Below are 22,107 nucleotides of genomic sequence, written 5' to 3'. Positions count from 1 at the left end.
TATATCCGCAACAGTCGTTTGACCCTGCCCTTTTGCTGACCTATGAGAACGTAGCGGTTGTTCAACACGGCGGCGCTGCGCCCACGTCCCGGCGGCGGGCGAAAGCGATCGTGTTGCTTCGACTTGCGCGCCTGCGCTGCCCTACGCCCGCTCGATCGTCACCATGGATGAGCCGCACACGTCCTCTGAATCCCCCGCCGCTTGGGATGACTTGTTCAACCAGGCCCTGGCGGAACAGCGCGCGCGGACCGCTTCTTTCTTGCAAAGCCAACAAGAGCGAATGGCGCGCTTCGAAGGCGAGCTGTCGCAACGCTTTGATGCCTTGCTCGACGAATTGCAGCGCGAGCAGGCGCAGATTGCCGCCACGCGGGCCGAACACGACAGCCAGGCCGAGGCCCTGCGCGAACAAGCCGAACGTCTCGCCGCGCGCGAGGCCGAGCTGTCACTCGAGCGGAGCGCCCTGACCGAGGTCCGCGATGCGTTGACCGTCGAGCAGCAGGGCTTGCAGCAACGCCTCGTCGAGCGTGCCGAACAACTCGAAGAATTCAGCGCGCAGCTCGACCAGCGCGTCCAAGCGCTCGACGAACGCGAAGCACGGTTGGCCGATGCCCAGAACGAGCTCAAATCGCAACGGGCCGAACTTGCCGCTGCGCAACAGGAATACGAGCTCGCGCAGGCCGAGTTGGCGCGCCAACGCAAACGATTGGCCGAGCGACAAGCCGAACTCGACGAGCGCCAGGAGCGGCTCGACGAACTCGACGGCGAAACCCGCGAGCAGCGGCGGCGAATTGCCCGCGAGCTGCGCGAACAAAAGTCACGGCAGCTCGAAGAGATCGACCGGCAGCGCGAGCAGTTGGAAGAGCTGGCCAAGTCCGCCCAGGGCGAGCTGCTGACGCGACTCTCCGAGGCGCAACAAGAGCAGCAGGCCTTGCGCGATCAGGCGTCGCGCGAGCACGAGGCGCTGGAACAGACCATCACGGCCCTCGAGGAATTGCGGCTGCGCGACGCGGCCCTCGAGGCCGAGCTGTCCGCGGCTCTGCAGACCGTCACGGAGTTCGAACAACATACGCTCGCCGCGGCGGCCGATGCCGGCGACGAAGACGCATCCGAAGCGTGGCGCAGCGAACTCAGCTCGCTGCGCGGCAAGAATCTCGAGCTCGAACAAGAGCTGCAAAGGCTGCGCCAGGCCATGCCGCAGCAACAAGACGAGCTCGACGCGGAACGGCAACGCACCGCGCAACTGCAGGGCGAGCTCCACGAACTCGCCACGCTCGTCCAGGGTTTGCGCGACGAACTGACCGCCACTCAGGCCACGGCCCGGGAAGCCGAGGCACAGCCGCCCGCCGACCACGAGGCCTTGCGCGAGATGCGGCGGCGCTACGAGCTGGCCATGGAGGATATTCACGATCTGCGCGCCGAGCGCGACGAGCTGCAGCAGCAGCTACGCAGCCGGGGTTCGTCGAGCCCGGCCCAGCGCGCGGCCGACGACACCGGCGGGGCCATGGATTGGGAGTCGCAAAAGCGCAGGCTCCTGGCGGCGCTCGAATCGGACTTCGACGAGGGCGACCAGGACGACGTACAAGAGCGGCTGAAGATCGAGGCGGCCATCCGGCAGACCGACCAGGTCGTCAACGAAAAAGATCGGCTGATTCAACAACTACAGCAGCAACTGAAGCAGATCGCCGCACAGCCGAAGGTCGATCCGGCCATGACCGCGGCCATCGACGCCGACGACGCCGTGCGGCAGGAACGCCAGCGACTGCTGCAATTGCAGCAGTCGTGGGAAGAGAAGCTGCGCCAGGCCGAAATCGATCTCTCGATGGAACGGGCCAAGATCGCGCGCCAGCGAGCCGAACTCGAGGAAAAAATGCGCGAGTTGGAGCTGTCGCTGCCACGCAACAACCCGGCCGGCCCCGACGCCGGGAACGTCAGTGGCAAAACGCCGCAGCGCGGGCGGTGGTTGACTCGCTTGGGTTTGCGCGACGAGCACGGCTCGTAGACGGCCGCACCTCTCGATATGCGGCGACGCCGTCGCAAGTGAGGGTGCTCGGCCTGTTATGCTGAGCCGCCATGGACAAGCAGGCGCACCGCGGACGGTTGATTGCAGTCGGCGACATTCACGGCTGCGCCGACGAACTAGCCGAATTGCTCGCGCGCGTAGCGCTGACCCCGCGCGACACCGTGGTGACGCTCGGCGACTACGTGGATCGCGGGCCCGACAGCCGGGGAGTGATCGAGCAGCTCATCCAGCTCGGCGAGCGGTGCCGGCTGGTGCCGCTGCTGGGCAACCACGACGAGGCCCTGATCGTGGCCGTCGACGGGCTGCTGCCTGTCGACGATTGGGAGGCGATCGGTGGCCGCGCGACGCTCGATTCCTACGGCGGCAAGGTGGCAGATATTCCGGCCGCCGCGATCGAGTTCCTGCGCAATTGCCGCGCCTGGTACGAGACGGCCGAACATTTCTTCGTGCACGGCAACTACGTGGCAGAGCTGCCGCTCGACCAGCAGCCGCCCGACGTCTTGCGCTGGACGTCGCTGCGCGACTATCGACCAACGCGGCATTGCTCGGGAAAACGCGCCGTCGTTGGCCACACCCCGCAGATGGCTGGGCGGCCCCTGGACCTGGGCCATTTGATCGACATCGACACGGGCTGCTGCTACGGCGGGTGGCTGACGGCGTTCGAGGTGCACAGCGGCGAAATCTGGCAGGTCGCTAGTCGCCAGCCCAACCGTACGAAGTAGTGGCGAGAGCCGCACGGAACCAAAGTTTGCCACCGGTGAGGTATGATGCTGGGAGCGAAATCGAGACGAGGAAATCACCATGCCTGATGGACTTCGAGGCCCCCTGTCGCTGGCGGGCCGCGCGCTGTTGGCGATGATCTTTTTGCTCAGCGCCGTCGGGAACAAGATCCCGCACTTCGCAGCCGTCGCAGAGACCATGGCGAAGGAGGGAGTGCCCATTCCGCGCGTGCTGCTCGCCGGGGCGATCGTGTTCTTGCTGGCCGGGGGCTCGTCGCTGGTCGCCGGCTACCGGGCGCGTGCCGGTGCCGCTCTGCTGCTGGTGTTCCTGGTCCTGGCCACCTATTGGTTCCACGACTTCTGGACCATGGAGGGCGAAGCTCGCCAGGCGCAGACGATTCAGTTCATGAAAAACCTGGCGTTGATGGGAGCGATGGTGTTCGTCATCGCCAATGGGCCGGGGGCCTGGAGCATGGACGGCAACGTGCTGCACGAAGAGCGGATTGCCACGTAGCGGCGCGACTGCCGTGCACGGATCAGCGGCGCGTGCGCGCGTCAGCGAACGCTCTCGGACGGCAGCTTGAGTACCTCTTGCTGCAGTTTGCGGCGGATCCACCACAGGGGATCGTACGGCTCGTCGAAAATCGGGTGTGGCTGACCGAGGCCGGGCAGATTGTCGAATGCGCCATCGGCGATGGCCGCACGGATCTTGTCTTCGGCGACCAACCGGATCGCGCGCTCCGAGATCAAGGTGCTCTTGGTGTCCATCGGCGACGCGGTCTCGTGAGGCGAAACAGCCCGTGAGGGGCCAATGCATTATATTCGTGCCCGGCGGAAGCCGGGCAAGGCACCTTCGTGGCAGCGGGGAGTGGGAGCCATCATGCGAGCGATCGGGTTGCTGTTCTGGGCTTGTAACGTTGCGATCGTCATGCACGCGGCGGCCGCGGAGATCGAGCATGTCGACGTCTATCGCGTGCCTGGACGCTTCGGCGGTTGGCCGGCCAATCACGGACTTTGGGCCTGGGGCGACGAGATCCTCGTCGGCTTCAGCGCCGGGTACGCCAAGGACAACGGTGAGGGCTATCACGCAATCGACCACGATCGACCCGAGGAACATCTGCTCGCACGCAGCCTCGACGGCGGCGCGACGTGGACCATCGAGAATCCCGCGGCGCAGGGCGACCTGGTGCCGACGGGTAGCTCGCTGCATGGCATCGCCCCGCCCGACGTTCCGCAGCCCGAATTGCGCGATTGCCCCGGCGGCATCGACTTCGCACATCCAGACTTTGCACTCACGCTGCGCATGACCGACGTCCACGTAGGGCCCTCGCGGTTTCACTATTCGTATGATCGTGGGCACAACTGGGAAGGTCCCTTTCGTTTTCCGCAGCTCGACACACCGGGCATCGCCGCGCGGACCGACTATATCGTCGAGAGCGCCTCGACGTGCACGGCCTGGCTCACGGCCGGGCGCACCAATCGGCGCGAAGGGCGGCCTGTCTGCGTGCGCACCACCGACGGCGGCAAGACATGGCAACTCCGCGGCTGGATCGGCCCCGAGCCCCAGGGCTTTGCCATCATGCCCTCGACAGCCAGGCTCGCGCCGGCTCATTACGTGACGACACTGCGCGTGCATGACGGGCCGGTTCGCTGGATCGATGCGTGGGAGTCAGTCGACGACGGCGTCACCTGGCAATACCTCAGCCGGCCGGTCGCCGACACCGGCACCGGCAATCCGCCCAGCTTGATTCGCCTGCGCGATGGGCGACTGTGCCTGACCTACGGCCGGCGCGCCAAGCCGTTTGGCATGCGCGTCGTCCTGAGCAGCGACGGCGGGCACACCTGGAGCCCCGAAATCACGTTGCGCGACGACGGCGGCGGAACCGACCTGGGATATCCTCGTAGCGTGCAGCGCCCCGACGGTAAGGTCGTCGTGGTGTATTACTATCACACCGCGCCGCAGGGCCAGCGCTTCATCGGCGCGACAATCTTCGATCCCGATCGGCTGACGCCGTGAGCCGCCGCTAGACGGTCTGCGGCGCGAGCTTCAGAACTGCCCATCGATCAGAATGTCGCTTGCCACGACGGGCGAGGCTTGCGGGCTCAGCGGATTCTCGCCGTGGTGCACGTTGGCGCCGTAAGTCATACCGACGATCAGCAGCTTTTTGCCGGGCTCGAATTTCACCTCCGGGTCTTCCAGCGGCACGAATACCGTGGTCGCGGTTTCGCCCAGCGCGACGAGCAGGCCATTGCGACCTTGTTGGCCGGCAAAGAATTGCTGCACGGTGCCCAGCAGCAGCACGCCGCGTAATGGCAGCCGGAGCTGCTCTTGGGCCCAGCCATTCACGCGGCTGACTTCGGCTGCGCCCGGCCATTTGATCGCGCCGAGCGATTGGACGGTCTCTTCCGCCTTGGCCTGCGCCGCGGCATCGATCGTCACGTCGAACCCGCGCGGGGCCTGATCGTGGCGGCGATCGATGGCCGCCTTGCGCCGGCAGAGAAACAGTTGCAGGGCCAACTCGTGGAGCGACTGGGCCGTTTCGGCGCCGGCCGGCAGCCAGTTCTGAGCGGCCAGTTTGTCCTGCAGTTCTGCAATCCGCTCGGCACTCACCATGAATTTCGGGCCAAGCATTTGCGCCAGGGTGGGTGGCGGCCGGCGGTGGCTCTTCAGCGGTTCAGGCGCCGCGAACAGATGTCCGCGCAGCTCGCGGAGGTGCGCGACACCGACGGCGTAGGCGAGGTTGGTGCTGCCTTCGTGCCAGGTGTTCACACCGATCACGCTGCCGGTCTCGTCGATCAGCGGGCCGCCGCTGTTGCCGGGCGAGATTTGCGCGGTATGCGCGATCCAGACGTTTTCGGCCCGATTGATCTGCCGGCCGTTCAGAAACGCCTGGCTGTCTTCGGGCAACTGCGCCGTGGTGGCGATCCGGCTGACGATGCCGTCGGTGACCACAAACTCGTTGTCTTGTGGATGGCCCAAGGCATAGACCTTGCCTGCTTTGCGCGGCTCAGCCGCAGCGAGTTCGAGCGCCTTCATGTTCGGCGGCGTGCCGTTGAGCTGTAGGAGCACCAGATCGCTTTCCGGCGCCAGCGCCAGGTAGCCCTCGATGCCGTAGCGCGTGCCGTCGTTAAACAACACGCGCGCTTCGACGGCGTCTTCCACGACGTGGTAGTTCGTGGCGACGATGCCCGAGGGATCGATCACGAAGCCCGAGCCGAGGCTGACGCGATTGTTCCATTCGTCGGCCGTTTCGATCTTCACCACGCCGTATTCTGCGTACTCGACGATGTCCGACGTCGAGCTGCCGGCCAGGGGCTTGGGGACGTCGCGCTTGGCAGGGGGTGGCGGCGCGAAGCCGTCGGTACGCAGCTTGCCCCCGGGACGATGCTGCTGCCGGGCTTCGAGTTCGGCGTTGCGCGCACGTTGCATGACGCCAATGTAGAGCGTCGCCCCCAAGGCCGAGACGAGCGCCACACCTCCCAGGACAAACCAGGCCCACAGCGGCATCTCGAACCGCGCTTTGCGCTGCGGGCGCGCGGCCGGCGCGGGCGACTCCGGCGTCGACTCGGGCGAGCCGCTGGTTGCCAAGGCCGGAGCGGACGGTTTTGCCAAGGGGCGCGGCGCCGTTGGGCCAGGCTTCTTCATCGCCTGCGGCACCTGAAAGATGGCGCCGCACTTGGGACACTTGCCGCGTTTGCCGGCCAGCTCGTCCTTGACCGCAAACGCGTACTGGCAACCTTGACACTTGACGGCAATCGCCATCACTACCACCTTCGGTCCCGCGCTGAGCACGTCTCGTGAGCGAGGCGGTCGTCGATCAGGCCACGAACGCCGCACGCTTCTCGGCGATCAGCGCCAGCAGTTCCTTCTGCGGGTCGGCGAACTTCTTCAATCCCTCGGCCATCAACGTCCGCTCCAAGGCGTCGATATCGACCAGTCGTTCGATCTCGGCCAAGACGTCGGCCGGCGGCAGTTGATCGACTTGCCGCGTGGCCGTACGGCCGCTCGCCTCGTAGGCCGCATTGGTCTGCGGCGGGTTGGTCTCGATGTCGCTGCCGGCAAAAGCCTCGAGGTATTTCCAGGGCGCGTCCTGCGGCTTCTTGGTGCCCGTGCTGGCAAACACCATCTCCTGCTGCAGGGCCAGGGGCTTGTCGGCCCAGAAGCGGCGGTTTTCGTTCCAGATGTGCTTTGCGTTGACGATCCCCACCTGCCCCTGCGCGGCCGGCGAAAGTTGCGGCACGGCCTTCTCGGTGTAGACGTCCAAACGCGAGACGAAGATGCTGTACACGCTCTTGCAACGCTCGGGATGTGTGGCTCTCTGGAAACCGCGCCACACGGCATCGCGCGCAGCGACGTATTGGCGCGGGCTGAAGATCAAGGTCACGTTGAGCGGAACGCCCGCTGCGGCCAGTTCCTCGAGTGCGTCGAGTCCTGCCGGTGTGGCGGGCACTTTGATCATCCGGTTTGGGCGCCCGGCCGACCAATACTTGCCCAGCTCGATGTACCGGGCGACCCGCGCGGTGTGCGGCGGGCCCAATTGCAGATCTTCCAGCAGCGGGTCGACCTCGAAGCTCACGTATCCGTCGTTGCCGGCAGTGCGCTCGAACACCGGCAGGAATACGGTTTGGGCCGCTGTCACGAGTTGATCGGTCAGGGCCCAGGCGATCTGGCCGTCGTCGTGGCCGGCCTGAACCAGGGTCTCGAGTTGGGCGTCGAACCGGCCGGTCTTGATCAGGTCGGCGACGATAATCGGGTTCGACGTCGCCCCGGTGGCCCCCAGGGCGCGCTCGCGCGCGACGAGCTCCGGGTCGATCGAGTCGAGCCAGAGCTTCGTTCCACAGGCGATCAACGATTCCAACGACGAAGGCATGGCTGCGCGGCTCCAAGAGGGGGCGTCGACCAACGCGCGCCACGATAGCACAACACTCAACTGCCAGCCAACTTCCGCTGGCAGCGGGCACTTGCAGCCCTACCGCACCGTACGGTTGTGGGCCTGGGAGGTCTTGGTGGTTCTGGTTGTGGACGTCGGGTTTGTCGGTCAGGTGGAGACTGTCAATTCTTGAAGCCTTGCTGTTTATTCCTGTTGTAGGGTCCCGGGACTGCCGATTTGTGATGGGGAATTTGTTCCCATGCGCTCGCGGTCAAGCTATCGACCGCGCTGCATGTCCTCGTGGGAGGCAAGACGGTGAAGACGCGGAAACAAGTCGGCATCGGTGTGACGACCCTGCTCGTTCTGCTGGGGTGCGCCACTGCCGCGCTGGCACAACGACCGCTGTTCGGCGGCGGCCGGCCCATGCGGCCAATGCCCCCCCGTGGCCGAGTGATGCAGGCCCGTTGGCAGGAACCGCCGGGATTGGTTCCCGAGACGGACGGTCTGCCCGAGCTTGCGCCGCCGGGGCCGGAAGGCGACTACGGCTACCAGGGCGAGGAAATGCTGCCTCCGCCCTCGGCTGAACCGACCCCGGCCGAAGGCGAGGGCGACGAGACGGTCTACGAGGGCGAATACCCAGAGGGCGCCGCCGAGCCCAGCCTGTTCGACTATGTCCCCTACGATGCCCCTCCGGATCGTTGGGCGGTCGGTCCCGATTGCCCCGGGCTGTTTCGCTTCCACTGCGATGCAGTCTGGTTCGTGACCACGCAGGTCCAGTTGCTACAACGGGCCCACTCCGAGCAACAAGCGGGCATCACCGCGGGCACGCTCAATTCCACGCTGGGCGTGATCACCGCGACGACGCCGTTCACCATCGTGAACCAGCCGCTGTTCGACACCGAGGCCGCCAACTACGAAATGGTGGCCGGCCCGCGGATCACCGTCGGTCGGTTTCTCGGTTACGACGACCACCAGCGCGTGCACAGCCTTGAAGGACAATACTGGGGTACCCAGGAATGGAACGCCGAGGCGCGGTTCGACGGGCAGCAGATCGAGTATTTCGGGCCCGACTCGAACGGCGACAACCTGCTCGACATTGTCACGTCGGGGAATCTGTTGAGCCATTTCCCGCTCGACATCGGCGGCTTCAATCTCGCCGATACGCACAGCTTTTCGTACCAGTCGCGGGTGAACAGCGCCCAGTTGGATTACCGCGTGCGCTGGACCGGCGAAAAGGACCAGTTGGTCGCCAAGCACGACGGGCGTTGGGTCCGCGAACATAACGTCGGTTGGGTCCACTCGGTACACGGCGGCTTGCGGTACATCAACGTCAACGAAGACTTCGTGTTTTCCAGCCGGGGCCAAGCGTCGATTCGCAACAGCGCTAATGCTGCCCCGGGAGTCGTCGTGCCGTACAGTGGCGATTGGTTCAGCACCACCGAGTGCAACCTGTTTGGCTTGCAAGGAGGTGCCGACCTAACGCGGCAATGGGACAAATGGAGTCTCGGCGTGCGGGGCCTCTTCGGCCTGGGCACCACCTTCAACGAGTTGAACGGACGGATCTCGGTGAACGATCCGATCTTCCCGCTTACGGTTCCTGCCGATCAGCGGAGCTTCTCGAACTCGTGGCATTTCGACGAACAGAATTTTGCCGTGTTCGGCGAGACCGGCTTCGAGGCGGTCTATCGGCTCACCCGGCATATCAACGTGCGCGGCTCGTGGGACTTCTATTGGATTCAGGGCGTGGCCCTGGCCTCGGAACAATACGGCAACCATCAGAAGACGGGCCCGACAGCCATCAACGTCGGCGGGATCTCGTACAACGGTCCGTCGTTCGGTATCGACATGGTCTGGTAGACCAGACCTGGTCGACCGCAAGCCCCTCGCTCAATAGTGGGGAGGGCGCTCGTCTTCCAGGCTGGGCGGTTCGTAAAGCGCATCGCCCAGGTTCGCCAGGCTCTGAGTTTGTTGGGCCAACTGTCGGCGCAAATGCTCGAGCTGCTGTTGCTGGCCTCGGACCACGCCGTCGAGGTCGGCCAGCGTCTGCTGCAGGTGCATGAACAACAGTTCCAACTCGGTGACCCGAGCCGAAACGTCCCGCGGGGAAGATTCAGGTGCATCCATAAGGGCACGATAGGCCCAGCCACCGTGCCCGACAAGCAGTCGCCGCGCCGGCCACCCCGATTCGCACACGGTCAATTGCATTGACGCCGCGTGGCAAAGGCCGATAATCGCGCGCTAGCGGGCAAGGCGCCGCGGTTTCTTCGGGGAATCTGCCATGGTGTCGCAATCGGTCGACGAGTTGGCCGCCAAACATTGCGTGCCCTGCGAAGGCGGCGTCCGCCCTTACGCAACGGGGGAAGCGGCCGACCAGCTGCAAACGCTCGCCGGGTGGCGACTGACGCACGAGGGCAAGCGGATCCGCAAAGACTGGGTAATGAAGAATTTCGTCGCCGCGATGGAGTTCTTTCAGCACGTGGCGGGCCTGGCCGAGTCCGAGCAGCACCATCCCGACGTGCATTTGGAAGGCTATCGCCACGCCTGGATCGAAATCTGGACCCACGCGATCGGCGGCCTGTCGGAAAACGACTTCATCCTCGCGGCCAAGATCGACCAGGTGCCGGTGCAGGTCAAGAACTCCACTGGGTGATCGTCGCCTGCGGTCACCCGTCGAAGTGGCCCGTTATTTCGGCACCACGTTCCAGTCGAGCCCTTCGGTCATCGCCGTGACTTCGCTGCCGCTGGCGGCAGGCTTGACGAAGATCGTCAACTCAGCAGGACCCTTCTTGCGCCGAAGAATGCAAGAGGCCTGCGCGATCAGATCGCTGCCGTCGGTTTCCCAGCCCTGCTGCTTGAGGCTTTGCTGGATCTCCCGGGCCAGGGCCTGATGCTTGGTTGCACTCTTGAACTTGATCTGCTCGACGAGTTTCTTGTACTCGAAGTCGGTGGCGCTGGCGGGCCACTTCAATTCGGCCACCTTCGGCGCGTCGCCGGCGGCGACAGGCCGGGGCGGTGGTTCGTCGGATGGTTCGTCGTCCCGGGGCGCCGGCGCCCGCTTGGCGATCTTCTTGGCCGACTTGGCCAAAGGCGCCGCGAACCGGAGGTCGACCTCCCAGGTTTCGCCGAAGAACTCGTCTTCGCCGTCGGTGGTGAGTTGCCCCTGAATCGATTGCTCGCCCAGTTCGAACTCGCCCGTGCGCATGCGTCCCAGCGCCGAAAAGCCCTGCTTTTTCATCGCGGTATGCACGACCTGGCAGCCAAAGACCCCGCCGTCGTCGTTGAGCGAGATGATCAAGGCACTGCCGAAGCGGCCGAACGCTGCATTGATATGCGCCTGTTTGTCCTGGCTGTGATCGCGTTCGGTGAAGATCAGCTCGAAGGCCGGCTTGTCGTTGAACGGCTCGATCGATCGCGCGGAGACGAAGGCCAGCTTGCTCGGTTGGCGGTTGCCCAGGAATTTGCCCGCGACCATCGGTTTGACCGGCCCGGTCGCAGCCGGCTTGGTTGACGCCGCGGCGAGTCCGAGCACCACGTCGAACCGCGCGTCGCAACTGCGCTGAAACTTCTCGTCGGGGTCGTCCGGTGGCTTCAGTTGGACCGAGCCGCGCACGCGGTCGCCATCGTGTTCCAGCTGGCCTTCGAGTCCCTGGCTCGTAAAGAACGACGAATTGTCGGCCCAGCTCGAAATGCTTTCGATTTGGCCCTCGGCGTTGTATCTCAACTTGACGTGCGGCTGCGTCAGCGAAAGCGAGTCGTCGCTACCGTCGTTTTCGCCCAGACAGCGTTTGATCTCGTCGACCGGAATCCGGCGATCGCTCAGCACGACCGTGATCGACGTCACGTCATCTTGTTTGACTTCATAGGCCAGGGCCTGGGTCAGCTTGTATTGGCGATTGCCGACCGACAGCTTGCCTTCGGCCGGCGCAGGCTCGGCCGCCGGCGCAACGGCCACGGTGAGCTCCAGCGACAAGCAGGCGACGATCAACGACAGGTGCGAGATCCGAGCAATGAGTATGGGCTGCGGCATATATGGCTGTCCTCCTGTTCCGAGAAAGGCCGTGCGGCGCTCGCCTTCTTGTACTGAGATCGCGCCAGCATTGCCAGCGAATCTGCCGCCGGCGGCCCGCCCGCAGCGCCAACTGACATTCGGTCCGCGCGCGGCGATTCGTATAATCCCGCCCCGCGCCGAGGTGACTGCCTCGGGCGATGTCCCTTGAGCTCTCGCGGAGATGAAGGCCATGCGCACGTATTCCGGACTACGTTGGGCGCCTTTCGTGGTGGCGCTGTTGATCGTTGGCGCCAGGGCGCCAGCCTTGCTCGCCGGTGAGCCTGCCTGCCCGCCGGAAGCCACGGCGGGGGGGTGCGCCGATGGATGCCGAGCGGCGGCGAGCGAAACCGTACCGCTGGCGATCCCGCTGCCGGCCGTGTTGATCGAACGGATTTGCGGCGAAGCCTGCGCGGCGGCGGGGGACGATTGCCCCGAGGCATGTGCCGACCCGCTCGCGCCGCTGGCCGCGCAACAGGCCGAAGAAATCCTCGAGCTGATGCAAGTCACCGGGCCCAGCGTCCTCGAAGGCAGCGTGTTCGTCGCGGATTCGCCGTGCGACGAATCGACGTGCCCCGAACAGCCGGCCGCGGAGATCAGCAATGAGCATGTCGCCCAGTTCCTGACCGAGCTGTGTCGCCAGGGGCTGGCCGCGCAGGTGCAGGCAAGCGATCAGGGCGAGTTGGAGATCGAACTGGTTAACTGCGAAGACGAGGAGTGCGACGAGGAGCAGGAAGCAGAGGCCGAATGCTGCGAGCGCGAATCGAAGTGCCCGAAGTGCGACCACCACGAATGCGAACATTGCCGGAAGGCCAAGCACGGCAAAGGCCATCATCCCAAGCACGGCAAGCAGGCCCACAAGTGCAAAGGCGATGGCGACGAGCGGTGTGCCCGTTGCCGCCGGCATGATGACGATGACGAGGATGACGACGACGATTCGGATCATGCCGCGCACCACGGGCATGCTCATTGCCGGCATGGTCATCATCACGCCGGGCAGGGTCATCACCATGCACGCGCCGAACACGATCCCGGCGACGAACACGGTCCCGGCGCTTGCCCGTTCTGTCACGTGCACCCGCAAGCGGCGCAGTGCCCCTGGATGCGCCATCACGGCCCGATGTTTCATCCGCACGGCCCGCCGCACGGGCACGGTCCTCACTCTGGTCACCATCCTGGGCTGGGTGGGTTCCCGATGATGCCGCCGGCCATGTTTGGCGAGGTGGCTCCGGGCGAAACCTTTGAGTTCGAGCTGCCTGCTGAGGGGTTCCTTGGTCCCGGCATGGGCCAGGCGGCGGGTCCCTGGTTCGAAGCTTCGCTGCCTATGAGCTTGCCGACGGACCTGTTGACCCATCTGCGGATGGCGGCGAGCAAGCTCGACGATGCGGCGGACCTGCTGGAATCGATCAACGAATTCGAATCGGCCGACCGCTTGCGGACCGAGGCCGACCGGCTGCGCGGGCGGGCGCGTGAGCAGTTGCACGAGCCGGCGGACGGCGAAAAGCATGCCGAGAGCGAATTGGAGCTGATCCCGCCGGTCGCCGAGCCTTTCGAGGGACCGGTGGAAGAACCGGAGACCGAGGGGACCGCACAACGGCTGAGCGACCAGATCCGCCAGGCGTTCCAGGGTCCGCGGCAACGCGACTAGGTCGGGCTGCCCTCCAACCCTGCTCAGAATATCGCAATGCGGCCGCCGGAGAGCTTGTCTCTCCGGCGGCTTTTTTTGTCGACGGTTGGGTCTCTGACGGCTGTGCGGCGCCTGAGATCACAAAGTTTGACGTTTCCGCGGGCGGTCGTTAGTGTGGACGGAATCTCGGGTTATCGCTTGGGGCAGGACCGGAACACTCCCCGAGACGCTTCTCCCGGCGCTAATCTCGTCCTTGCCGGTAGACCTCCGGGGGGGGCCGTCCTCAGCGGCGGCCGCCAGTGCCCGGGGCATCCCGGTTGGGCCGTTGCGCGGTGAGAAGAGGCTGGCATCTCGGCACTTCCGCGGATATCAAGGCTTCGCGCCTCGGTGCGACGCCCCGTTCGGCTTGCGTCGGTCGAACCACAATCGCATTTCCCTTTCGCTGCGAGAATTTTGGAGCATGGCGACCAGCATGCGCTCGTTTACGGACATCTTGATTCGCCAGGGCGTGATCAGCCGGGATCAGCTCACCGAGGCCGAGCAATTGGCCAAGGCCTCGAACATGAACGTAGGCGACGCGCTGGTACGCCTGGGATATGCCACGGGCGAAGAGGTCATGCGGGCCGTGGCCCAAGCGCACAATCTCGACTTTGTCAATCTGGCCGAGGTGGTCATTCCGCCCTTGGTCATTGAGATGGTTCCTGAGAGTTTTGCCCGGGAAAACATGGTGCTGCCGATGGCGCTCGAGGACGGAACGCTGAAGGTCATCGTCAGCGATCCCGACGACTTGGACGCGCTGGACAAGCTGCGATTCATCATCAATCGGAAGGTCGAAATCGCCGTTTCTCCGCGGGAAAGCATCAGCGAAGCGATCAATCGCTTTTACGGGCAGACCGAAGGCGAAAGCGCCGACTCGATGCTCCAGGAGTTCACCGACACGGCGATCGACTTTACGGAGACCGAAGAAGACAAGGGCGACGAAGACGTCGTCGACGAATCGGCAGCCCCGATCGTCCGGCTCGTACAACTGATCATCACCGAGGCGGTTCAGCTCCGGGCCTCGGACATCCATATCGAACCATTCGAAGACCGCATCCGAGTGCGGTACCGGATCGACGGTGTGCTCATCGAGCGCGACAGCCCTCCCAGGCGTCTGTTGGGGGCGATTCTTTCGCGCATAAAAATCATGGGCAAAATGGATATTGCTGAGCGGCGCCGACCCCAGGACGGCCGCATCAAGGTGACGGTCGGGAGCAAGGAGCTCGATCTGCGCGTGAGCGTGTTACCGACCAATCACGGGCAGTCGGTCGTCATGCGCATCCTGGACAAAGACAGCATCAAGGTCGGCGTGCGTCAGTTGGGGATGTCCGACGAGGACTTCCGCAACTTCAAGAACCTGATCCGACGCCCGAACGGGATCATCCTGGTGACCGGGCCGACCGGGTCGGGTAAGACGACCACGCTCTATGCCGCGCTGAACGAGCTGAACCGGCCGGACCGGAAGATCATTACCGCCGAGGACCCGGTCGAGTACTACCTGCCGGGGATCAACCAGGTGGAGATCAAGCACAGCATCGGGCTCGATTTTTCGCGCGTCATCCGCGCCATGCTCCGCCAGGCCCCGAACGTGATCCTGGTGGGTGAGATGCGTGACTCGGAAACAGCCCAAATGGGAATTCAGGCCTCTCTGACTGGACACTTGGTATTTAGTACATTACATACGAACGATGCGCCCGGTGCCATTACACGTTTGATCGACATGGGCGTACCCTCCTATTTGGTGGTAAGCAGCGTGATCGCCATCCTGGCCCAACGATTGGTACGCGTCGTTTGCACCAAGTGCAAGCAGCCGTACATGCCGTCGGATGCCCAGTTGGACGCCGCTGGGATCCCGCCGGAGATGGCAGCGAAGGCCCAGTTCATGCGTGGCAAAGGGTGCGGAAACTGCCAGCGGACGGGCTTCCGCGGACGCCTAGGGATCTTTGAATTGTTGCTGATGCAGGCGAAGGTCCGCGAGTTGGCATTCCAGGGGGCGTCGGCGCAGGAAATTCGCAAAGTGGCTACGGCAGGCGGGATGCGCACGCTGTACCAGGACGGCATCCTCAAGGCCATGAAGGGGATCACCACGCTGGAGGAGATTCTCCGGGTGGCCAAGAAGACGGAGTAGCCTCGGGGTTCAGTCGGGTGCCCCGCGCTGGTCCACACGGGGCCGCAGGCGACGGTCAGGGACTCGCAAAATTGGTTGCGATTGGTTTGCTCGGATTTGGGAGAGTCGCTCGCGGTTCGGCGTGCCTCGCCGGGGGGGCGGTGCCGGAGGACCGTGGGCGTTTGGAAACACAAACTGCAAATTCGGAACGACAGATTTGGCGTACGGTGCGCGACGGCCGAATAATCTCTCGCCTACGACCCCTATGCCGTGCACAGGCGGAACGGCGGTGGGCCGGGCTCGACGAGATTCTTCGGCCAGCGCGACGACGCTCGGAACACGTCTCGCGAACGTCTCGACGGGTCAACCGGTCGCCGCGCGAGTTGGGGAACTCGCCGTCGGGTACGGTCGCGTCGCAGGCGCTTGCGCCCTGGATGGGAGAGGTGCGCGGCTGGCCCCCCGAACGGGCGCTGTCGGCGCCCTTCCGCCACCGCAGTTTCCTCGCCGGCAGCAGGGCTAAGGGCTAAGAGAATCGCATGGCCACGATCCTGATCGACAAGCTGTTGCAGACCATCGTCAATACGGGCGCTAGCGATCTGCACATTGCCGTCGGCCAACCCCCGGTCATCCGTCTCGACGGCCACTTGCGCCGGCTCGACACCAAGGTGCTCGAATCGGAAGACACCGTCGGCCTGATGAAGAGCATCACGCCCGACCGCTGCCAGCAAGAGCTGCAGCAAGTCGGTGGTTGCGACTTCGGGTTCGCGTTTGGCGAACAGGCCCGGTTCCGCGTCGCGGTGTTCAAGCAGCGCGGCAACATCGGCATGGTGTTGCGGCAGATTCCGAACAAGTTCCTGACGATGGAGCAGTTGGGGCTGCCGACCGTCTGCAAGGAATTGATCATGCGGCCCCGCGGGCTGTTTCTGGTGACTGGGCCGACCGGCTCGGGCAAGAGCACCAGTCTGGCGAGCATGATCAACCACCTGAACGAGGCGGTCGACCACCACATCATCACGATCGAAGACCCGATCGAGTTTTATCACAAGCACAAGAAATCGACGGTCAACCAGCGGGAAATCGGCGTCGACGTGCCGAGCTTTCCCGAGGCGATCCGCCGGGCCCTGCGGATGGACCCCGACGTGATCCTGGTCGGCGAAATGCGCGATCTGGAAACGATCGAGGCCGCGATCACGGCGGCCGAAACGGGGCACATCGTCTTCGGCACGCTGCACACGACCGGCGCCGAAGGCACGGTGAACCGCATTATCGACGTGTTCCCGTCGAACCAGCAGGAACAGATTCGCGTGCAGTTGTCGACGTCGATCATTGGCGTGCTGTCGCAGGCCTTGCTGCCGAAAAACGGCGGCGGGCGCGTCGCCGCGCACGAGATGCTCGTGGTCACGCCGGCCATTGCCAACCTGATCCGCGAAAACAAGACCTTTCGCATCACGTCATCGATCCAGACCGGGGCCAAATACGGGATGCAGTTGCTCGATGATGCCTTGTTCCGCCTCTGGAAAAGCGGAACCTGCTCGAAGGAAGACTGCATGTTCCGGTGCAATCGACCGGACGATTTGGCGGCCAGAATCGCGCGGGCCGAACGGGGGCTGTTTGACGAGGAGAACGGTGCGGGCGAGGGCGAGCAGGACGAATCGCGTGGCAAGCCGGTGAAGCAACGCTGAGCGACTCTCCGCGGACGTCCGTCGCGCACACACGCGCGGCGGCACGGCGTGGGGGCTAGCGGGCACGGCAGCGCCGTGGGGATGGGCCGTGGGGATGGGCCGCTTTCGGCAGGATCGCCGAAAGGCCAGGAAGGCGCCAGCCGGCGTAGGGAATCGCTGCGTATCCCTTCGTGCGCACGCGCGGCGGCGCGCGGTTCGCGCCAACAACGACGGTTCCGTCTGACTCGTAACACCTCGCACTTTCAGCATCACGCACCCCAGGCACAGTCAACCCATGGCCATGCGGCGGCTCGGACAGATTCTGGTCGATCTCGGTTTCATCACCGACGAACAGCTCGAGATGCTGCTCGAAGAGCAGCAGAACCGGCCCGGCGAGCTGCTGGGTAAGGTTGCCGAGAGCATGAGCCTGATCACCGACGATCAGTTGGCCCAGGCCTTGGCCGAGCAGATGGGCCTGCGGACGATTGCCCTGGGCGACACCGTGGTCCCGCCCGAGGTGCTGCAATATGTGACCGAGCCGATGGCGCTGCTCTACCGGATCGTGCCGGTCAGCTTCCGCGACAACACGCTGGTCATCGCCACCTGCGACCCGCAAAAGCTCTCGATGCTCGACGAGCTGCGCAACTTCCTGGGCTACGACATCCGCGCGGTGGTGGCCACGGAGCGCGACGTGCTGGCCGCGCTCGACCGCTACTATTCGGCGGCCGGCGAGAGCGTGGAAAAGCTCGTCGGCGAGATGGAGGACGACACCGACCTGCAAAAGGCGATCGCGTCGCTCAGCGGCGGCGGCCCGATCGAGCTGGCCGACGTCGAGGCCATGGCCGACAGCGCTCCGGTCCGCAAGCTGTTGAACATGGTGCTGCTGCTGGCCATCAAAGACCACGCCAGCGACTTGCACTTCGAGCCGTTCGAAGACGAGTTCAAGATCCGCATCAAGGCCGACGGCGTGCTCTACGAAATGGTCCCGCCGCCGCGGCACCTGGCCTTCGCCATCACGACCCGCATCAAGGTCATGGCCAATCTCGACATCGCCGAGCGGCGGCTGCCGCAAGACGGGCGCATCGAGCTGACCGTCGGCGGCCACCCGGTCGATTTGCGCGTCAGCGTGTTGCCGACCATGTTCGGCGAGAGTGTAGTCATGCGGGTGCTCGACCGCTCGGTCGTGTCGCTCGACTTGAACAACGTCGGGATGAACCCGCCGACGCTCAAATCTTTCCGCGAAGTGATCGGCAAGCCCAACGGCATCGTGCTGGTCACCGGGCCGACCGGTTCGGGCAAGACGACCACGCTCTACAGCGCGCTCAACGAGCTCAATTCGCCCCACGACAAGATCATCACCACCGAGGACCCGATCGAATACGACATCGACGGGATCGTGCAAGTGCCGATCGACCACGGCATCGGCAACACGTTTGCCGCGTGCCTCAGGGCCATCTTGCGACAAGATCCCGACAAGATCCTGGTGGGTGAGATCCGCGACCTGGAGACGGCGGAAATCGCGGTGCAGGCCTCGCTCACGGGGCACATGGTGTTCAGCACGCTGCACACGAACGATGCCCCCAGCACGATCACGCGGATGCGCGACATGGGTATTCAGCCGTTTTTGATCACTGCCACGGTCGAGGCGATCTTGGCCCAGCGGTTGGTCCGGCGAATCTGTGCCCAGTGCCGCGAGGAAACCAGCGTCACGACCGACATGCTGGCCGACCTGCAGCTCACGCCCGAGGACGTCAAGGGCAAGAAGTTCTACCGCGGTCGCGGCTGCGATGCCTGCAACAACACCGGCTACAAGGGGCGCGTCGGGTTGTTCGAGCTGATGATCATGAACGACAACCTTCGCGACATGATCATCCGCAACGTGACGACCGACGAGCTGCGCGAAGCGGCCCGGCGCTTCGGCATGGTCACCTTGCGCGACGCGGGTCTCGACGCGGCCTATGGCGGCATGACCACGATGGACGAAGTCATCCGCGAAACGATTTTGGAAGCCTAAGCCACTCCCCACACTGACGCGATTTATTCGCCCGACGAAGAGTAGCGAGCCATGCCCAGTTTTCAGTTCGAAGCGATGGATGCGGCGGGCAACGAGATCAAGGACGTGATCGATGCCCAGAGCGAAGAAGAAGCGCAAGCGACAATTCGTCAGCGCGGCTACTTCGTCACCAAGCTGACCGTCAAGAAAAGCCGCAAAGACGCGGCCGCCAAGAAGAAGACCGGCGGCAAGAAGAAGTCGTTTGCCATCGGCGGCGTCGGCGGCAAGCAATTGACGACGTTCACGCGGCAGTTGTCGATTCTGCAGGACGCCGGCTTGCCGATTCTGCGCAGTTTGCGGATTCTCGAGCAGCAGGCGAAGCCCGGCCGGCTGAAAAACTCGCTGATTGACGTCTGCGACGACATCGAAGGCGGCTCGACGCTGTCCGAGGCGATGGCCAAGTCGCCCAAGGCGTTCGACCGGCTGTACGTCAACATGATCAAGGCCGGCGAGGCGGGCGGTGCGCTCGAAGTCATTCTCCGCCGCCTGGCCGAGTTCAAGGAACGCAGCGAATCGCTCAAGCGCAAGGTCAAAGGCGCGCTGATCTACCCGATCGTCGTCGTCGGGGTCGCCATCCTGATCCTGGTGTTCATCATGATCAAGATCGTGCCGGCCTTTAAGAAGATCTTCGAGGAGTTCGATCTGACGCTGCCCAAACTGACGCAGGTCCTGATCGACGTCTCGAACTGGACCGTCAACTACTTCTACCTGATCCCGGCCATCCCGATCGGCATCTGGCTGTTCGTCAAGCTGGTGCGCAAGTTCAAGGCCGGCGCCTATGGCTGGGACTTGTTCACCATCCAGATGCCGGTTTTCGGCCAGTTGCTCGAAAAGAACACCATGGCCCGGACCAGCCGGACCCTCGGCACGCTGGTGGCCTCGGGCGTGCCGATTCTCGAGGCGTTGAACATCACCCGCGAGACGGCCGGCAACACGGTGTTCGAGTATCTCTACGGCAAGATTTACGAATCGATCCGCGAAGGTGAATCGATCGCGCAGCCGATGAAGGAGTTCTCGAAGCCGGGCTTCCATCCCGTGGCGCTGTTCTTCTGGGCCCTGTTCGTCACGCCGGTGGCGGGCCCTTTGATGTACCTGCTCAAGTTGAACAACCGGATCGTCGACGACCTGGTCGTGAACATGGTCGACGTCGGCGAAGAGACGGGCGAGCTCGACACGATGCTCTACAAGGTGGCCGACACCTATGACGAAGAAGTGACGGTGCTCACCGAAAGCCTCGTCAGTCTGCTCGAGCCGTTGATGATCGTCGTGCTCGGCGGCATGGTCGGGTTCATCGTCATCGCGTTGTTCTTGCCGTTGATCGACTTGATCCAGAACCTGAGCAAATAGCCCCCCCATGATCCACGGACACAAGGAGAGCACCCAGATGAGCGCGGAGGCAACCTGCAAGAGCGTCCTGGCCCGGCGGCGGCGTGGGTTCACGCTGGTCGAGCTGCTGATGGTAATCATCGTGGTCGGCATTCTGGCCGGCCTGATCCTGGCGGCGGTTGGTCCCGCGCGTACCGCGGCCCGCAACGCGAAGGTCTCGGCGACGATGAGCCAGTTGACGATCGCGCTGGAGAACTTCAAGCAGAAGAACTCGACGTATCCGGTGACGTGTGGGGACACGCGAACGGTCAATGAGACTTTTGCCGGTACGGGGGTCACGGTCGACGCGCGCCAAGCAGTCTTTCGTCGCGTGTTGCGCGCGATGTTTCCCCGATTCACGCAGCCCAGCACCTGGAACGACGGCACTAATCCGACCTGGGACGACCCGTCGACCTATGCCGACCTGCACGATTACTTCGCTGCGGCGACCCGGAGTGATCCATCCTTCCCCGATGGACTCAGTCTGGAAACGCTCGATGCGGCCGAATCGCTCGTGTTCTGGCTGGGCGGAATTCCGCACATCACCAGCACGAGTCCATACACGGTCGAGTTGACCCGATTCGCGGCCGATCCCCGGAACCCGATTCAACGCGAAATTCGCGACGATCCCACTCCACAAACGACGCTGTATACCTCCCGCCGCACCGATCGGCTGTTTGAATTCGGCGGCTTGAAGCTGGTCGACTCCGACGGCGACGGCTGGCCCGAGGCGGTGCCCGACGTCGGCGATGTCGAGAGCACCCCGCCGCTGGTTTATTTCGATGCGGGCTCGTATGACTCCCATCCGTTCTACCCGCCCGCGACCGCGGAGGGCATGAACCTCATCAAGAAGCAGTGGGGTGTCGCCCAGCCGTATGCGCAGACTCTCAATGCCGCGACCAGGGTGCCGCGATACGCGGGCGAGGGAAAATACCAGATCGTCTTCGCCGGGCAGGATATGAAGTTCGACGACACGACGGAGCAAAGCTTCAACAACGATATTACCAAGCTGGACGACTATGTGCTCGACCGGATCAAGCTGCTCTCCGGGGGGGGTGGATATTACCACCAAGGGTCGGGAGAGAGTGAGGCGGCCCCCGGTTCGGAGGCCGACAACGTGACGAGCTTTACCGAGAAGCAACTGGGCGACGCGGTGACGAAGCCATGAGCGATGGCGGCCGGACAATACGTTCGCGGCACGCGTTTACGCTGGTCGAGATGCTGGTCGTGATCACGATCATCGGCATCCTGGCCTCGCTCACGCTGGGCGCGCTGTACGTCTCCGGCGAATCGGCCAAGCGGCAACGCACGATCTCGGTCGTCAATAAATTGCACGCGCTGCTGATGCAGCGCTACGGATCGTATCTGAGCCGCCGCGTGCCGATCGACCCGCTCATCGACGACAACGCCGACGGCATTCCCGATATTCCCCGGTACGACAGCGACGGCGACAGGATGCCGGATTCCGACGTCGATGCGTTGTTTGGCGCCACCAATGGTCAGGTGACAATCTTCACGAACGCCGTCGATCACTACACGGCCTTCGGGGCTGTTCCCTACCGGGTGGTCAACGCTGGCGACGCACAAATCGTGAAGGACG

General features: G+C 64.2%; 19 protein-coding genes. 13 read left to right on the top strand and 6 right to left on the bottom strand.

Annotated features, from left to right (window positions below; all coding sequences use genetic code 11):
• The first annotated feature begins 163 nt into the window (after positions 1-163).
• From K1X74_18105 to K1X74_18095, 3 genes are all read left to right on the top strand, one after another.
• Positions 164-1,999 carry a hypothetical protein gene (locus K1X74_18105; GenBank protein ID MBX7168256.1) on the top strand — a complete coding sequence of 612 codons (1,836 nt, stop codon included), beginning with the start codon at positions 164-166 and terminating at the stop codon, positions 1,997-1,999.
• A gap of 71 nt (positions 2,000-2,070) precedes the next feature.
• The gene (locus tag K1X74_18100) at positions 2,071-2,742 is read left to right on the top strand and encodes a serine/threonine protein phosphatase (protein ID MBX7168255.1); all 672 of its coding nucleotides are present in this window, start codon (positions 2,071-2,073) and stop codon (positions 2,740-2,742) included.
• Positions 2,743-2,821: 79 nt separating this feature from the next.
• Positions 2,822-3,253: a DoxX family protein gene (locus tag K1X74_18095; GenBank protein MBX7168254.1), complete on the top strand. Its 432-nt coding sequence runs from the start codon at positions 2,822-2,824 to the stop codon at positions 3,251-3,253.
• 41 nt (positions 3,254-3,294) lie between these two features.
• Here K1X74_18095 and K1X74_18090 read toward each other — a convergent pair whose 3' ends face one another.
• Positions 3,295-3,507: a DUF1992 domain-containing protein gene (locus K1X74_18090; protein ID MBX7168253.1), complete on the bottom strand. Its 213-nt coding sequence runs from the start codon at positions 3,505-3,507 to the stop codon at positions 3,295-3,297.
• A gap of 112 nt (positions 3,508-3,619) precedes the next feature.
• Between K1X74_18090 and K1X74_18085 the strand changes: the two genes are divergently transcribed.
• On the top strand, positions 3,620-4,756 hold the full coding sequence (locus K1X74_18085; GenBank protein ID MBX7168252.1) for a glycoside hydrolase: 1,137 nt from the start codon (positions 3,620-3,622) through the stop codon (positions 4,754-4,756).
• Between the two features lie 30 nt (positions 4,757-4,786).
• Here K1X74_18085 and K1X74_18080 read toward each other — a convergent pair whose 3' ends face one another.
• Entirely contained in the window at positions 4,787-6,502 is a 1,716-nt protein-coding gene (locus tag K1X74_18080; GenBank protein MBX7168251.1) for a trypsin-like peptidase domain-containing protein, read from the bottom strand.
• A gap of 55 nt (positions 6,503-6,557) precedes the next feature.
• Positions 6,558-7,610, bottom strand: a complete 1,053-nt coding sequence (locus tag K1X74_18075) for a transaldolase (protein ID MBX7168250.1) — start codon at positions 7,608-7,610, stop codon at positions 6,558-6,560.
• 315 nt (positions 7,611-7,925) lie between these two features.
• Between K1X74_18075 and K1X74_18070 the strand changes: the two genes are divergently transcribed.
• On the top strand, positions 7,926-9,467 hold the full coding sequence (locus tag K1X74_18070; protein ID MBX7168249.1) for a BBP7 family outer membrane beta-barrel protein: 1,542 nt from the start codon (positions 7,926-7,928) through the stop codon (positions 9,465-9,467).
• Positions 9,468-9,497: 30 nt separating this feature from the next.
• On the opposite strand, the gene K1X74_18065 is transcribed toward K1X74_18070, so the two are convergent.
• Positions 9,498-9,734 carry a SlyX family protein gene (locus K1X74_18065; protein MBX7168248.1) on the bottom strand — a complete coding sequence of 79 codons (237 nt, stop codon included), beginning with the start codon at positions 9,732-9,734 and terminating at the stop codon, positions 9,498-9,500.
• Between the two features lie 154 nt (positions 9,735-9,888).
• On the opposite strand from K1X74_18065, the gene K1X74_18060 reads away from it, so the two are divergent.
• Complete coding sequence (locus K1X74_18060) at positions 9,889-10,260, top strand: 4a-hydroxytetrahydrobiopterin dehydratase (GenBank protein ID MBX7168247.1); 372 nt, start codon at positions 9,889-9,891, stop codon at positions 10,258-10,260.
• A gap of 33 nt (positions 10,261-10,293) precedes the next feature.
• Here the strand turns inward: K1X74_18060 and K1X74_18055 are convergent, their stop codons facing one another.
• Together K1X74_18055 and K1X74_18050 are read right to left on the bottom strand one after the other, a co-directional pair.
• Positions 10,294-11,637 (bottom strand): hypothetical protein, encoded by a 1,344-nt coding sequence (locus K1X74_18055; GenBank protein ID MBX7168246.1) that lies wholly within the window; start codon positions 11,635-11,637, stop codon positions 10,294-10,296.
• Positions 11,638-11,866: 229 nt separating this feature from the next.
• A complete protein-coding gene (locus tag K1X74_18050) occupies positions 11,867-12,802 on the bottom strand; it encodes a hypothetical protein (GenBank protein MBX7168245.1) in 936 nt (311 codons plus the stop codon).
• Positions 12,803-12,850: 48 nt separating this feature from the next.
• On the opposite strand from K1X74_18050, the gene K1X74_18045 reads away from it, so the two are divergent.
• The 7 genes from K1X74_18045 to K1X74_18015 all read left to right on the top strand — a co-directional run.
• Positions 12,851-13,303, top strand: coding sequence for a hypothetical protein (locus K1X74_18045; GenBank protein ID MBX7168244.1), 453 nt, complete (start codon positions 12,851-12,853; stop codon positions 13,301-13,303).
• A 439-nt stretch (positions 13,304-13,742) separates the two neighbouring features.
• Entirely contained in the window at positions 13,743-15,449 is a 1,707-nt protein-coding gene (gene tadA, locus K1X74_18040) for a Flp pilus assembly complex ATPase component TadA (GenBank protein MBX7168243.1), read from the top strand.
• Between the two features lie 515 nt (positions 15,450-15,964).
• Positions 15,965-17,110 (top strand): type IV pilus twitching motility protein PilT, encoded by a 1,146-nt coding sequence (locus K1X74_18035; GenBank protein ID MBX7168242.1) that lies wholly within the window; start codon positions 15,965-15,967, stop codon positions 17,108-17,110.
• Between the two features lie 274 nt (positions 17,111-17,384).
• The gene (gene tadA / locus K1X74_18030) at positions 17,385-19,103 is read left to right on the top strand and encodes a Flp pilus assembly complex ATPase component TadA (GenBank protein ID MBX7168241.1); all 1,719 of its coding nucleotides are present in this window, start codon (positions 17,385-17,387) and stop codon (positions 19,101-19,103) included.
• Between the two features lie 51 nt (positions 19,104-19,154).
• Complete coding sequence (locus K1X74_18025; protein MBX7168240.1) at positions 19,155-20,489, top strand: type II secretion system F family protein; 1,335 nt, start codon at positions 19,155-19,157, stop codon at positions 20,487-20,489.
• Positions 20,490-20,526: 37 nt separating this feature from the next.
• Entirely contained in the window at positions 20,527-21,675 is a 1,149-nt protein-coding gene (locus K1X74_18020) for a type II secretion system GspH family protein (GenBank protein ID MBX7168239.1), read from the top strand.
• Positions 21,672-22,107, top strand: a 436-nt coding sequence (locus tag K1X74_18015; GenBank protein MBX7168238.1) for a type II secretion system GspH family protein, incomplete at its 3' end; no start/stop codon positions are given. The genes K1X74_18020 and K1X74_18015, both read left to right, overlap by 4 nt.

This window comes from Pirellulales bacterium, assembly GCA_019694435.1.
Taxonomy (GTDB): Bacteria; Planctomycetota; Planctomycetia; order Pirellulales; family JAEUIK01; genus JAIBBZ01.
The sequence above is the reverse complement of the archived record's forward strand: the minus strand, read 5'-3'. Positions and strand labels throughout refer to the sequence as shown.